The sequence below is a fragment of the Nocardioides sp. NPDC057772 genome (genome assembly GCF_042798075.1).
GTDB lineage: Bacteria > Actinomycetota > Actinomycetes > Propionibacteriales > Nocardioidaceae > Nocardioides.
In genome coordinates this window covers 1-12,792 of record NZ_JBHVKN010000146.1, presented here as the reverse complement: position 1 = coordinate 12,792, position 12,792 = coordinate 1, and the positions used below count along the sequence as shown (strand labels likewise).

Here is a 12,792-nt window from a genome sequence, read left to right as displayed (position 1 = left end):
GCACGCTCCGCGAGCGGATGTGGCAGCAGGGCCGCCTGGTGACCCGCGTCCGCGAGGGCCGCGAGAACGACCCGGCCGCTGCGAAGTGGACGAGGTTCTCGCGGTTGGAGAGGGAGAAGTCGCCGCGGATGGTGCCCGGCGCGGCCTTGCGGCCGTCGGTGGCGCCGTTGAGCGCGCGGACGACCTCGATCGCCTCGTCGCCCTCGAGGACGGCGGCGACGAGCGGGCCGGAGGTGACGAAGTCGCGCAGCGGCGGGTACCACGGCTGCTCGACGTGCTCGACGTAGTGCTCGTCGGCCAGACCCGCGTCGATGGTGCGGTGCTCCAGTTTCACGATCGAGAGGCCCTTGGCCTCGTAGCGGGACAGGATCTCCCCCACCAGGCCCCGGCGGACGGCGTCGGGCTTCAGGATCACGAACGTGCGCTGCGTCATGGGGGTGAGCGTATCGGGGCGGGCCCGTCCAGGCACGTTCGGGCCGGTCGCGCACGTACGGCGTGAAGTACGGCAGGATGGCGCCTCGTGACAACAACCCCATCAGCTCCGACGCTCGCAGACTCGATGGCCGCCATCCCGGCCCGCATCGCCGAAGATCTCGGGGTGCGCCCGGCGCAGGTGACGGCCGCGGTCGCCCTGCTCGACGAGGGCTCGACGGTGCCGTTCATCGCGCGCTACCGCAAGGAGGTGACCGGCGGCCTCGACGACGCCCAGCTGCGTACGTTGGAGGAGCGGCTCGGCTATCTGCGCGACCTGGAGGAGCGGCGTGCCGCCGTGCTCGCCGAGATCGCGAAGCAGGACAAGCTCACCCCCGAGCTGCAGGCCTCGATCCTCGCCGCCGACACCAAGGCGCGGCTGGAGGACATCTACCTGCCGTTCAAGCCGAAGCGGCGTACGAAGGCGATGATCGCCCGCGAGAACGGGCTCGAGCCGCTGGCCGACGGGCTGCTGGCCGACCCGTCGCTGGATCCCGCCGTCGAGGCCGAGAAATACCTCGGGGAGCAGGTCGCGGACGCGAAGGCCGCGCTCGACGGCGCCCGCGCGATCCTGGTCGAGCGGTTCGGCGAGGACGCCGACCTGATCGGCACGCTCCGCGAGCGGATGTGGCAGCAGGGCCGCCTGGTGACCCGCGTCCGCGAGGGCCGCGAGAACGACCCGGCCGCTGCGAAGTTCTCCGACTACTTCGACTTCTCCGAGTCGTACGCATCGCTCCCCTCGCACCGCACCCTGGCCGTCCTCCGGGCGGAGAAGGAGGAGGTGCTCGACGTCACCCTGTCGCCCTACGCCGAGGAGCCCGAGCCCGGCGAGGTGACCGACTACGAGCGTTCGATCGCTTCGCGTTTCGGGATCGTCGACTCCGGCCGCCCGGCCGACAAGTGGCTGGCCGAGACGGTGCGGTGGGCGTGGCGTACGCGAATCCTCTTCCGCCTCGAGCTCGACATGCGCACCCGGATCCGCACCGCTGCCGAGGAGGCGGCGATCGCGGTCTTCGCCGACAACCTGCGCGACCTGCTGCTGGCCGCACCGGCCGGCACGCGAGCGACCATGGGTCTCGACCCGGGCATCCGGACGGGCGTGAAGGTGGCCGTCGTGGACGCGACCGGGAAGGTCGTCGACACCTCGACGGTCTACCCGCACGAGCCGCGCCGCGACTGGGACGGCGCGCTCGCGACGCTGGCGTCGCTGGCGAAGAAGCACTCGGTCGACCTGATCGCGATCGGCAACGGCACCGCCTCGCGCGAGACCGACAAGCTCGCCGCCGACCTGCTGAAGCTGCTGCCGGACCAGAAGATGACCAAGGTGATGGTCTCCGAGGCGGGCGCCTCGGTCTACTCAGCCTCGGCCTACGCCTCCTCCGAGCTGCCGGACCTGGACGTCTCGCTGCGCGGAGCGGTGTCGATCGCCCGCCGTCTGCAGGACCCGCTGGCCGAGCTGGTGAAGATCGAGCCGAAGTCGATCGGTGTCGGGCAGTACCAGCACGACCTGCCTGAATACGGTCTCTCCAAGTCGCTGGACGCGGTCGTCGAGGACTGCGTGAACGGCGTCGGGGTCGACCTCAACACCGCCTCCGTTCCACTGCTGCGCCGCGTCTCGGGGATCACCGAGTCGCTGGCATCGGCGATCGTCGCCCACCGCGACGCCAACGGCCCGTTCCGGACCCGGCGCGAGCTCACCAAGGTCGCACGGCTCGGCCCGAAGGCGTTCGAGCAGGCGGCCGGGTTCCTCCGGATCCGTGGTGGCGACGACCCGCTCGACATGTCCGGCGTGCACCCGGAGGCCTATCCGGTGGTCAACCGCATCCTGGACAAGGCGTCGGCGGACATCGGGTCGCTGATCGGCAACACCTCTGCGCTGAAGTCGTTGAAGCCGTCGGAGTTCGTCGACGAGAAGTTCGGTCTGCCGACGGTCACCGACATCCTCGCCGAGCTCGAGAAGCCCGGTCGCGACCCGCGCCCGGAGTTCCGGACGGCGACGTTCTCCGAGTCGGTGCACGTGATCGCCGACCTGCGTCCCGGCATGGTCTTGGAGGGCACCGTCACCAACGTGGCCGCCTTCGGCGCCTTCGTCGACATCGGCGTGCATCAGGACGGCCTGGTCCACATCTCCGCGATGTCGGACAAGTTCGTCGAGGACCCGCGCGACGTGGTCCGCTCCGGCGACGTGGTGCGGGTGAAGGTTCTCGAGGTCGACGAGGCGCGCAAGCGGATCTCGCTCACCTTGCGGCTCAACGACGAGACTCCCGCCGGCGCGCCCGCGAAGGGCGAGTCCGGTGGCCGCCCGGGTCGGTCCGGCGGCCAGCGGGGCCAGGGCAGGGGTGGCTCCAAGGGCGGTGGCAAGAGCGGCGGGCGTCCCGGCGCCAACCGCGGCGGCCAGGGCGGCGGCCGCGGCTCGTCCGCTCCGGCCAACAGCGCCATGGCCGACGCTCTGCGCCGCGCGGGGCTCAGCTGAGCCGTCGGCCGTTCACCGAGTCACCTCGGCGAAGTGACGCCTCCTTCGTGGAACTCCACGAAGGAGGCGCGCGCTGACCGAGTTACCTCGGTGAGCATTCCGCGGCTCCCAGGCCGGCGGCCCGACGTACGACGTCCTCCGGCACCGGCCCGGTCGCATCATCGGAGGTGACCGGAGCACCGGCGACACGGTGGATCGGGATCACGCCGGCCCAGATCCCGGCCTCGATGTCCGCGGGATCGTCGACCGGCCCCTCGGCGCGCGCCTTCATCGACGCCTCCGCGAGCGGGAGAGCGAGCACGGCGGTCGCGGCGAGCTCCTTGCGGGTCGCCGGGCGCAGGGTCTCCCAGCGGCCGGGGATCATCTGGTCGACGACCAGTGCGAGGGCGCGCTCGCGCTCGTCCGGGTCCTCGACCAGGCGTGCGCGCCCGATGACGACGGCCGAGCGGTAGTTCATCGAGTGGTGGAACCCGCTGCGCGCCGCGACCAGACCGTCGAGCTCGGTGACCGTGACGCACACGTCGCGCTCGAGCGCCCGCGCGAGCCAGCCGGCGGCGACCGACCCGTGCAGGTAGATCGACCCGCCGTCGTCCGGACCGTCGAGATCGAAGCCGTACGCCGTGGGCAGGACGACCGGGTGGGCTTCCTCGCCCGACCCGACGGTCACGCCCAGGTGGGCGATGAGCGCCTCACCGAGGAAGGTGTGCAGGCGCTCGCGGTCGGCGACGGCGCGGTTCTTGCCGCGGCTGACCTGGGTGCGTGGAGTGGGTGACAACGTCGTGCTCATGGCACCATCGTGCTAGCGAAATGGCCTGCGGACACGGGCCAATTCCCGCCGACTCCGACAGGCCATTCGAATGCTTCCCGTGACCCTCGACCGCAGCTCCGGTGAGCCGCTGCCCGCCCAGCTCGCCGGCCAGGTCCGCTCCCTGGTGCTGGCCGGCACCCTCGCGACCGGCGACCGGCTGCCGTCGAGCCGCGCGCTCGCGGCAGATCTCGGCGTCTCGCGCGCCGTGACCGAGCAGGCCTACGACCAGCTCACCGCCGAGGGCTGGCTGGAGGCTCGCCGCGGCTCCGGGACGTACGTCACGCCCACCCGTCCCACCGACATGGCGTCCCGGCCGACGCCCGCGACCTCTCGCCCGACGCCGCCGACGTCTCCGCGCTTCGCGCAGTCACGCCCTCGCTCGGCGCGGGCGGACGAGCAGGCTCGCCGCTCGACCTCGCTCCGGTCGGCTCGGCTGGATACCGGCACCCCGTTCTTCGACCCTCGCCTGGAGCCGGGTTGGCGGCGGGCGTGGCGGGAGGTCTCGGTGGCCCCTCCCCCGCGCGGGTACGACGACCCGCGAGGGCTGAGGGAGTTGCGTGAGGCGCTGGCGGCACGGCTCGGGCGCACCCGCGGCCTCGAGGTCCACCCCGACGAGATCGTCGTGACCGCCGGCACCACCGACGGCCTCCGCGCGCTCCTGCCCGAGCTGAGACCGGGGCCGGTCGCGGTCGAGGACCCGGGCTACCGGGCCGCCGCGGAGACGGTGCTCACCTATGGACGTGAGGTCATCGACCTGCCGGCCGTGAAGCAGGTCGACGACCTGGGAGCGGCGGTCGCCGCGTACGTCACTCCGGCACACCAGCATCCCCTCGGACGGGTCATGCCTGCCGCCGACCGGTTGAGCCTCCTGGAGGCCGCCCGGCGCGCGGACGCGGTGGTGATCGAGGACGACTACGACTCGGAGTTCCGCTACGACGTCGCGCCGGTGCCCGCGATGGCGACGCTGGACCGCGACCGGGTGGTCTATCTCGGCACGGCGGCGAAGTCGGTGGTGCCGACGCTACGGCTGGGCTGGCTGGTCGCGCCACCTGCTCTCCACGAGCTGATCCTGCGCCGCCGCAGCATCACCCACGCCGGCGCCGCCTGGCCCTCGCAGCGCGCGCTGCTCACGCTGCTCCGCGACGGCTGGTTGGACAGGGCCGTGCGATCAGCACGCCGCGTCTACGCCGAGCGCGCCCCCAAGGTCGCCGAGGCCATGGCGCCGCACGCGAGGCTTGCCGGCCCACTGGCGGGCATGTACTCCACCTGGCTGCTCCCCCAGCCCGACGCCGTGCGTGCTCGCGACGCCGCCAGAGCGGCCGGATTCGAGATCAACCTGCTCTCGGCGTACGCCCGAAGCAGCGGCCTGACCGGCCTGGTGATCGGCTTCGGTGGCGTCACCGACGCCGAGCTGGAGCAGGCCCTCGCCGCCATCACGGCTGCACTCGACCGCTAACGACCCGGCGCGTCGTCCTCGATCAGGTCGAAGAGGTTCTCCAGGCTGTCCGGGTCGTCCTCGCCGCCACCGACGGCCCACCCAGAGCTGGTACGCCGCAGCTGCGCGCCCACGAGCCGGCATGACTCCCCGGCCTTGTGCGCGTAGTGGGCCGTCCGCGTCCGCGGCCGGCGCAGCACCAGCGCGTTCCCGCAGGCCGGGCACAGCGCCCAGTCGGCCGCGGTCTCGTCCGTCGCCATCTGCAGCTCGTCGGGCTCGTCCACGGCAACCAAGGCTAGACCTCTTCCTCGGTCTCGTGCTCGGCGACGATCCGGTCGTACGCCTCGAACGCCGCCGCACGCTCACGCTCGATCTTGCGCCCGAGGATGTCGGCCATGCCCCACAGCACCGCGAAGATCACGCCGACGACGAACATGATCGTGATCAGAAAGCCCATCCCGATCGCGACCACCTGCAGCGCCCAGCCGATCCAGTAGGCCCACGGGCGGCGCAGCAGCCCGGCCACCACGATGCAGGCGACGAAGAAGCCGAGGCCCAGCGGGAGCGCCAGGCCGGCGGAGACCCCGCCGATCGAGATCATCACCGGCGCGGCCAGCGCGACCGCGAGACCCTCCATCGACACGATCGCGGCGCACATCCCGCGCCGCGGCGACTTCTCCCGCTCAGTCGCCATCAGCGTCCGCCTCCAGGTAGGCCTCCAGCTCGGGGTCGGCCGTCGGGACGACCCGGGCGGTCGCGGCGGAACCCGCGGCCGGACCACGGCTCCCGAGCAGCGCACGGGCCTCGCCGGCGGTGACCACGGAGCCGGTCACGAGCACCGCTCCCTCGGAGATCGAGCCGGAGTCGGCGGACTCCGAGAGGGCGAGCGCCGCGTCGATCGCGTCGGCCAGCCGCGGCACCACGGAGACCCGCTCCTCGCCGTAGAGGTCCACGGCCATCTTGGCCAGGTCGACGGCGGGCAGGGCACGCTCGGTGGAGTTCTGGGTGACGACGAGATGCTCGAGCGCCGGCTCGAAGGCCGCGAGCAGACCCTCGACGTCCTTGTCCCCCATCACGCCGATGACCCCGACGACCCCGGAGAACGAGAACGAGTCCTCGAGCGCCGCGACGGTCGCCTCGGCGCCGGCCGGGTTGTGGGCGGCGTCGATCAGGATCGTCGGGGACGACCGCACGATCTCCAGGCGCGCCGGCGAGTCGGCCTTCGCGAACGCGTCGCGGACGACCTCGTCGGAGAGCACGGTCTCGCCGAGGAACGCCTCGACCGCGGCCAGCGCCGCGGCGGCGTTCTGCGCCTGGTGGGCACCGTAGAGGGGCAGGAAGAGGTCCTCGTACGTCCCCCGCAGCCCGCGCAGCGTGACGATCTGCCCGCCCACGGCCGGGGTGCGCGACACGACGGCGTAGTCGGTGCCCTCCCAGAGCAGCCGGGCACCGACCTCGGCCGCGTGCTGGTCGAGCACGGCGGCGACCTCGACGGTCTGCTCGGCGATCACGGCGACGGCACCCGGCTTGATGATGCCGGCCTTCTCCCGGGCGATGGCTGCCGGTGTGTCCCCGAGGTACTTGGCGTGGTCGACCGCGATCGGCGTCACCACCGCCACATCGGCGTTCGCCACGTTCGTCGCATCCCAGCCGCCGCCGAGCCCGACCTCGACCACGGCCACGTCGACCGGGGCCTCGGCGAACTTCGCGTAGGCCATCCCGACCATCGTCTCGAAGAACGACAACGGGTGCGGCTGGTCGTCGTCGACCATGCCGAGGTAGTGGGCGACGTCGTTGAACGCCGCCACGAAGTCGTCGTCGGAGAGCGGCTCGCCGTCGATCGAGATCCGCTCGTTGATCCGCTCGACGTGCGGCGAGGTGAACCGACCCACCCGCAGATCGAGGGACCGCAGCAGCGTGTCGATCATCCGGGACGTGGAGGTCTTGCCGTTGGTGCCGGTCAGCTGGACGACCCGGAAGGCGTCCTGCGGGTCGCCGAGGATCTCGAGCAGGGCCCGGATCCGGTCCAGCGACGGCTCCAGCCGGGTCTCGGGCCAACGCGACTGCAGCGCTTCCGAGACCTCTTCGATCGTGGCCGCCAGGCGCGGCTCGGGAGTCTCACTCATCGGGTCGAGTCTATGCGCCCGCCGCTTCCCAGCGAATCGCCGGACCCGCTACCCTCCCACTGATCTCGGACTGAACCCCATCCCCCCACAAGGTCCCCCATTCATGCGTACGCTCCGGGCTGCTCTCGCGGTCATGCTCCTGACCGGTGCTTACGTCCTGGCTGCCTTCGTGCTGGTCGGCCAACAGGTGGCCCCGCGACGCCGCCCCCGGGGCACGACCGACCCCGGCGGACTCGTCCTCACCGAGCAGGACCAGCCGGCGCTGTGGGCGGAGGTCCGCCAGCTGGCCGCCGCCGCGGGGACCCGCGCCCCCGACGAGATCCGCCTGGTGCCGGAGGTCAACGCGGCGGTCAGCGAGGAGACCAGCCTCCTCGGGCTCAGGACCGGGACCCGGCGCCTGTTCCTCGGCGTACCTCTGATGCAAGGCCTCTCCCGCAACCAGCTCCACGCGGTGCTCGCCCACGAGCTGGGTCACCACAGCACCACCCACACGCGGCTCGGCGCGCTCATCCACCGCAGCCGGCTGGCGATCGCCGAGGTCGCCGCCGGTCTCTCCAACCCGCTGGTGAAGCGGCCGTTCCGGACGTACGCCCGCATCTTCTTCGCCCTCACCCGGCCGCTCGCACACGCCCACGAGATCGACGCCGACCGGCTCAGCGCGCAGGTCGCCGGGCCGCGGACCGCCGCGGTCACGCTGCGTACGCTGCCGGCGCTCGGCGCGGCCTGGCGCATCTACCTGGAGCAGTACGTCGAGGCCGGCACCCACTACGGCCTGCGGCCCACGCGCTTCTTCGACAACTTCACCCATCTGATGAGCGACCCCGAGCGCCTCGAGGAGCTGTCCCGAATCAGCGCGGCGCCGCCCGAGGCCCGCACCTCGGCCTACGACTCGCACCCGCCGCTTCCGGAGCGGATCGAGCGGCTCGAGGCGATGGCGGCCGCCGACCAGGCCGGCGAGGACAGGTCCGGCAACGCCACCAGCATCCTGCGGTACCCGTCCCAGAACTTCCTCGCCCTCGAGGACAAGACGTTCGCCGGCTCGGGCCTGACCCCGGCTCCCATGGCCGAGATCGTCACCGTCGCCGGTGCCCGTGCCGCGGCGGTCGACGCCGAGACCCTGCTGAACGCGATGCGGGAGAACCAGATCGTGCCGGCCACCGTCCGCGGCGCCCTCGACCTGATCGCCTCCGGCAACCTCGACACCCTCCTGGACCTGGTCGAGGTCGGACCCACGATCGCGGAGCAGGCCGGCGACCAGGCCGAGGAGGCGAAGCGGAAGGTCATCGCCCGCCTTCTCGGTGCCGCCATCGCCCACGAGCTCGTAGGCGAGGACAAGGCCCGCTACGAGCTCAGCTGGGCCGGCCCGTGGCGGCTGGTCGACATCGCCGGCCAGGAGGTCGACCCCGAGAACCTCGCCTACGAGGCCCTCGGCTCCCCCGGCTACGCCGCCGCGCTGCGCGCCTGGGTGCATCAGCTCGAGGGGAAGGTCGACACCGAGGCGCAGGCACAGACCTCCGACTCACCGGCTGCGCCATCGATGCCCGACGGCTACATCGGCGCCTTGGCCCCGGTCTCCGGCGACGGCTTCCGTACGCTGCTGGTGACCGACACCGGCCTGATGCTGCTCAAGCCCTCCGGATCCGACCGCCTGGCCTCCGGCCTGGCCTCGGTGACCGCAGGCTCCCCCGGCCGGAAGCTGATCCAGCGTGCCTTGGACCGGCCGCCCGCCGAGCTCGCCGCCACCGCCAACGCCGCCTTCGTCCCTTGGGACCAGATCCGCGCCGTCCACCTCGTGCACGGCAGCAGCGGCCGCCGCTCGGCCGACATCACCACCGCCGCCGGCCAAGGCTGGTCGCTGCGCTGGACCGACGCCGCGGAGGTGGAGGGCCACGTCTGGCCCGCCGTCGACCACTACCTGGGCCGCCGCTTCACCGTCGACTGACCCGTCGAGTCGGCTCGTCATGACGAGCCGACTCGGCGGGGAATCTCGTCAGTTCGGGCCGACTCGGCGGTTCAGGGGACGAGCGTGTGGTTGGCGGAGTCGACGAGCGGGCGGAAGCCGATCTTGGCGTAGACGTGGTTGGAGACCGGGTTGTCCTTGTCCGTGTAGAGCGCTACCCGCGCTCCGGCGGCGAGCAGCTGCCGGCTCACCTCGGCCACCGCTGCGCTGGCGTAGCCATGGCCTCGTTGTGCCTTCGGGGTGTAGACCGGACCGATCCTGGCGACGCCGAACGCGGGAGCGTTGAAGCCGGTCAGGTGCACGGCCTCGCCGTCGCGCTCCCACAGCAGGATCCGGCCCTCGTCGATCCGCTTGCGGATGTCCTCGGCGTCGTGGTGCTCCTCGGCCTGCGCCCGGTCGGCGTTGCCGGCCTGCTCGCGGGCGGCCCGCCCGAAGTCGTTGAACCACTCCAGACAGATCTCCACGTCGGCGTACGTCGCCGTCCGCGGTCTCCCCAGGACACCGGTCGGCGTCGCCAGGTCGGCGAGCTCCCACAGCCGCGCCTCCAACGCAGCCTGGACGCTGCCGCCCCACAGCCTGGCCGACTCCTCGGCGACGAGGCGGGACGCCGGCAGCGAGCCGTTGGCGCCGCCCGGGTGCTCCCCGCGCGCGTACAACGCCCGGGCCAGCTCGCGCGCGGCGTCGTCCGGCATCGGGCACACGAAGAGCGGGTAGGGCGCGAACGGTGCCGTACGCATCGCGACCCCGACCACCTCGCCGTCCAGGCTCGCGGTCGCCCACCACTCGTACGGATGGCCCTCCGGACCCCGTCGGGCGGTCCGCTCGGCCACGGTCGCGACCACGCTGACGACCACCGGGTCGGCGGCCAGGTGGCCACCCGCAACCTTCAGGAAGTCGGCCGGATCGGAGTAGAAGTCGATACGCGGCGGGGCTGGGCTCATGACCGAAGCATGGCGAGCGCGCGACGCCGGTCTCAACCGGTTTCGCGCCAGGAACCGTGCCCCCATAGGATTTGGTCCCATGACTGAGACCACGCCCACGCAGACCGCACCGGAGACGAATACGCCCGCTGAGCAGCGCGTAGTCGCCGTACCGGACAAGCCGGTCCTCGAGGGCCTGGAGGCCAAGTGGGCCGAGCGGTGGAAGAACGACAAGACCTACGCCTTCGACCGCACCCAGCCGCGGGAGAACGTCTACTCGATCGACACCCCGCCGCCGACCGTCTCCGGCAGCCTCCACGTCGGCCACGTCTTCTCCTACACCCACCCCGACCTGATCGCCCGCTTCCAGCGGATGAACGGCAAGTCGGTCTTCTACCCGATCGGCTGGGACGACAACGGCCTGCCGACCGAGCGCCGCGTCCAGAACTACTTCGGCGTCCGCTGCGACCCGAGCCTGCCCTACGACCCCGACTTCACCCCGCCGGAGAAGCCTGACCCGAAGCGGCAGATCTCGATCAGTCGGCCCAACTTCGTCGAGCTGTGCAACCAGCTGGTCGTCGAGGACGAGAAGGTCTTCGAGGACCTGTGGCGCACGCTGGGTCTCTCCTTCGACTGGGACCAGCAGTACACGACCATCGGCAAGGTCTCACAGACCGCCTCGCAGAAGGCGTTCCTGCGCAACCTCGCCCGCGGCGAGGCCTACCTGCAGGAGGCGCCGACCCTGTGGGACGTCACCTTCCAGACCGCGGTCGCCCAGGCCGAGCTGGAGGCCAAGGACTACCCCGGCTTCTTCCACCGCGTCGCCTTCCACAAGGCCGACGGCACCCCGGTCCACATCGAGACCACCCGTCCCGAGCTGATCCCGAGCGTCGTCGCGCTGATCGCCCACCCCGACGACGACCGCTACAAGGACCTGTTCGGCAGCACCGTCACCAGCCCGATCTTCGGGGTCGAGATCCCCGTCCTGGCCCACGAGGCCGCGGAGATGGACAAGGGCGCCGGCATCGCGATGTGCTGCACCTGGGGTGACCTCACCGACGTCCAGTGGTGGCGCGAGCTCAACCTTCCTGCCCGTGCGCTGATCGGTCGCGACGGCCGCTTCGCCCGCGAGACCCCGGAATGGATCACCACCGAGGCCGGCGTCGCTGCGTACGAGGAGCTCAAGGGCAAGACCGTCCACTCGGCCCGCGAGGCCGTCGTCGCGATGATCCGCGAGTCCGGCGACCTCGACGGCGAGCCGAAGAAGACCCAGCGGATGGCCAACTTCTACGAGCGCGGCGACAAGCCCCTCGAGATCGTCGCCAGCCGGCAGTGGTACATCACCAACGGCGGCCGCAACCCCGAGCTGCGCGAGCAGCTGCTGGCCCGCGGCGGCCAGCTGTCGTGGCTGCCCGAGCACATGCGTCACCGCTACGACAACTGGGTCGGCGGCCTCAACGGCGACTGGCTGATCTCCCGCCAGCGTTTCTTCGGCATCCCGTTCCCGGTCTGGTACGCACTCGACGCCGAGGGCAACCCCGACTACGACAAGCCGCTGCTGCCGAGCGAGGACCAGCTGCCGATCGACCCGTCTACGGACGTCCCGGCCGGCTACGAGGAGGCGCAGCGCGGCAAGCCGGGCGGCTTCCAGGGTGACCCGGACGTGATGGACACCTGGGCGACCTCGTCGCTGACCCCGCAGATCGCCGGCGGCTGGGAGGCCGACCCCGACCTGTTCAGCCGGGTCTACCCGATGGACCTGTGCACGCAGAGCCACGAGATCATCCGCACCTGGCTCTTCGGCCGCATCGTCCGCGCCCACCTCGAGGACGGCACCGTCCCGTGGAGCCATGCCATGATCGCCGGCTGGATCCTCGACCCCGACCGCAAGAAGATGTCGAAGTCGAAGGGCAACGTCGTCGTCCCGACCGAGATCCTCGACAAGTTCGGCGCCGATGCGGTCCGCTGGCGCGCCGCGCTGACCCGCCCCGGCATGGACTCGCCGTTCGACGAGACCCAGATGAAGGTCGGCCGCCGACTGGCGATGAAGATCCTCAACGCCTCCAAGTTCGTCCTCGGCAACGTCGGTGCGACCACGCTCAACCCGGTCGCGATCACCCAGCCGGTCGACTGTGCGCTGATGGCCCGCCTCAAGGAGACGATCACCAAGGCGACCGACGCCTTCACCGCCTACGACTACTCGACGGCCCTGGAGACCTCGGAGAAGTTCTTCTGGGAGTTCTGCGACGACTACCTCGAGCTGGTCAAGGAACGCGCCTACGACGAGGACGGCGGCCTCGCCACCGAGTCCGCCCGCGCGACCCTGGCCACGGCCCTCCACGTCCAGCTGCGCCTGCTCGCCCCGTTCCTCCCGTACGTCACCGAGGAGGTCTGGTCGTGGTGGCAGGCCGGTTCGATCCACACGTCCGCGTGGCCGCGTGAGCTCGAGCTCGGCACGGCCGCGGCCGCCGACCCGGCCGCGCTCGATGCCGTCGCGGCGACCCTGACCGGGATCCGCGGCGCCAAGTCGACGGCGAAGGTGAAGATGCGTCACCCGCTGGCCAAGGCCGAGGTCACCGGTCCGGCCAAGCTGGTCAAG

General features: G+C 71.7%; 10 protein-coding genes. 4 read left to right on the top strand and 6 right to left on the bottom strand.

Translation table 11 applies throughout. The features are described from left to right. Positions 1-433: nucleoside-diphosphate kinase (locus ACFVJS_RS20255; RefSeq protein ID WP_378884017.1), on the bottom strand; the 433-nt coding region annotated here is incomplete at its 3' end. Positions 434-520: 87 nt separating this feature from the next. Between ACFVJS_RS20255 and ACFVJS_RS20250 the strand changes: the two genes are divergently transcribed. Beyond that, positions 521-2,944, top strand: coding sequence for a Tex family protein (locus tag ACFVJS_RS20250; protein WP_378884015.1), 2,424 nt, complete (start codon positions 521-523; stop codon positions 2,942-2,944). Positions 2,945-3,026: 82 nt separating this feature from the next. Here ACFVJS_RS20250 and ACFVJS_RS20245 read toward each other — a convergent pair whose 3' ends face one another. Continuing rightward, positions 3,027-3,731 carry a pyridoxamine 5'-phosphate oxidase family protein gene (locus ACFVJS_RS20245; protein ID WP_378884011.1) on the bottom strand — a complete coding sequence of 235 codons (705 nt, stop codon included), beginning with the start codon at positions 3,729-3,731 and terminating at the stop codon, positions 3,027-3,029. 70 nt (positions 3,732-3,801) lie between these two features. On the opposite strand from ACFVJS_RS20245, the gene ACFVJS_RS20240 reads away from it, so the two are divergent. Continuing rightward, the gene (locus ACFVJS_RS20240; protein WP_378884008.1) at positions 3,802-5,208 is read left to right on the top strand and encodes a PLP-dependent aminotransferase family protein; all 1,407 of its coding nucleotides are present in this window, start codon (positions 3,802-3,804) and stop codon (positions 5,206-5,208) included. Here ACFVJS_RS20240 and ACFVJS_RS20235 read toward each other — a convergent pair. Genes ACFVJS_RS20235 through ACFVJS_RS20225 form a run of 3 tightly spaced genes read right to left on the bottom strand, consistent with a single transcriptional unit; the run spans position 5,205 to position 7,313 of the window. Then, the gene (locus ACFVJS_RS20235) at positions 5,205-5,471 is read right to left on the bottom strand and encodes a competence protein CoiA family protein (protein WP_378884006.1); all 267 of its coding nucleotides are present in this window, start codon (positions 5,469-5,471) and stop codon (positions 5,205-5,207) included. The two genes, ACFVJS_RS20240 and ACFVJS_RS20235, sit on opposite strands and share 4 nt — an antisense overlap. A gap of 11 nt (positions 5,472-5,482) precedes the next feature. Then, positions 5,483-5,881 carry a DUF4233 domain-containing protein gene (locus tag ACFVJS_RS20230; RefSeq protein ID WP_378884003.1) on the bottom strand — a complete coding sequence of 133 codons (399 nt, stop codon included), beginning with the start codon at positions 5,879-5,881 and terminating at the stop codon, positions 5,483-5,485. Further along, on the bottom strand, positions 5,871-7,313 hold the full coding sequence (locus tag ACFVJS_RS20225) for a bifunctional folylpolyglutamate synthase/dihydrofolate synthase (protein ID WP_378884000.1): 1,443 nt from the start codon (positions 7,311-7,313) through the stop codon (positions 5,871-5,873). Before ACFVJS_RS20225 ends, ACFVJS_RS20230 begins: the two co-directional genes overlap by 11 nt. Positions 7,314-7,416: 103 nt before the next feature. Here ACFVJS_RS20225 and ACFVJS_RS20220 point away from each other — a divergent pair, with 103 nt between their 5' ends. Then, positions 7,417-9,255: a M48 family metallopeptidase gene (locus ACFVJS_RS20220; protein WP_378883997.1), complete on the top strand. Its 1,839-nt coding sequence runs from the start codon at positions 7,417-7,419 to the stop codon at positions 9,253-9,255. A 71-nt stretch (positions 9,256-9,326) separates the two neighbouring features. Here ACFVJS_RS20220 and ACFVJS_RS20215 read toward each other — a convergent pair whose 3' ends face one another. Then, positions 9,327-10,214, bottom strand: a complete 888-nt coding sequence (locus ACFVJS_RS20215) for a GNAT family N-acetyltransferase (protein ID WP_378883995.1) — start codon at positions 10,212-10,214, stop codon at positions 9,327-9,329. Between the two features lie 79 nt (positions 10,215-10,293). Here ACFVJS_RS20215 and valS point away from each other — a divergent pair. Then, positions 10,294-12,792, top strand: a 2,499-nt coding sequence (gene valS, locus ACFVJS_RS20210; protein WP_378883992.1) for a valine--tRNA ligase, incomplete at its 3' end; no start/stop codon positions are given.

What these genes read in the sequence shown, in the direction of transcription:
- ACFVJS_RS20220 (WP_378883997.1), top strand. Translation starts at nt 7,417, where the DNA reads ATGCGTACGCTCCGGGCTGCTCTCGCGGTCATGCTCCTGACCGGTGCT.
- ACFVJS_RS20225 (WP_378884000.1), bottom strand. Translation starts at nt 7,313, where the DNA reads ATGAGTGAGACTCCCGAGCCGCGCCTGGCGGCCACGATCGAAGAGGTC.
- ACFVJS_RS20230 (WP_378884003.1), bottom strand. Translation starts at nt 5,881, where the DNA reads ATGGCGACTGAGCGGGAGAAGTCGCCGCGGCGCGGGATGTGCGCCGCG.
- ACFVJS_RS20245 (WP_378884011.1), bottom strand. Translation starts at nt 3,731, where the DNA reads ATGAGCACGACGTTGTCACCCACTCCACGCACCCAGGTCAGCCGCGGC.
- ACFVJS_RS20215 (WP_378883995.1), bottom strand. Translation starts at nt 10,214, where the DNA reads ATGAGCCCAGCCCCGCCGCGTATCGACTTCTACTCCGATCCGGCCGAC.
- ACFVJS_RS20240 (WP_378884008.1), top strand. Translation starts at nt 3,802, where the DNA reads ATGCTTCCCGTGACCCTCGACCGCAGCTCCGGTGAGCCGCTGCCCGCC.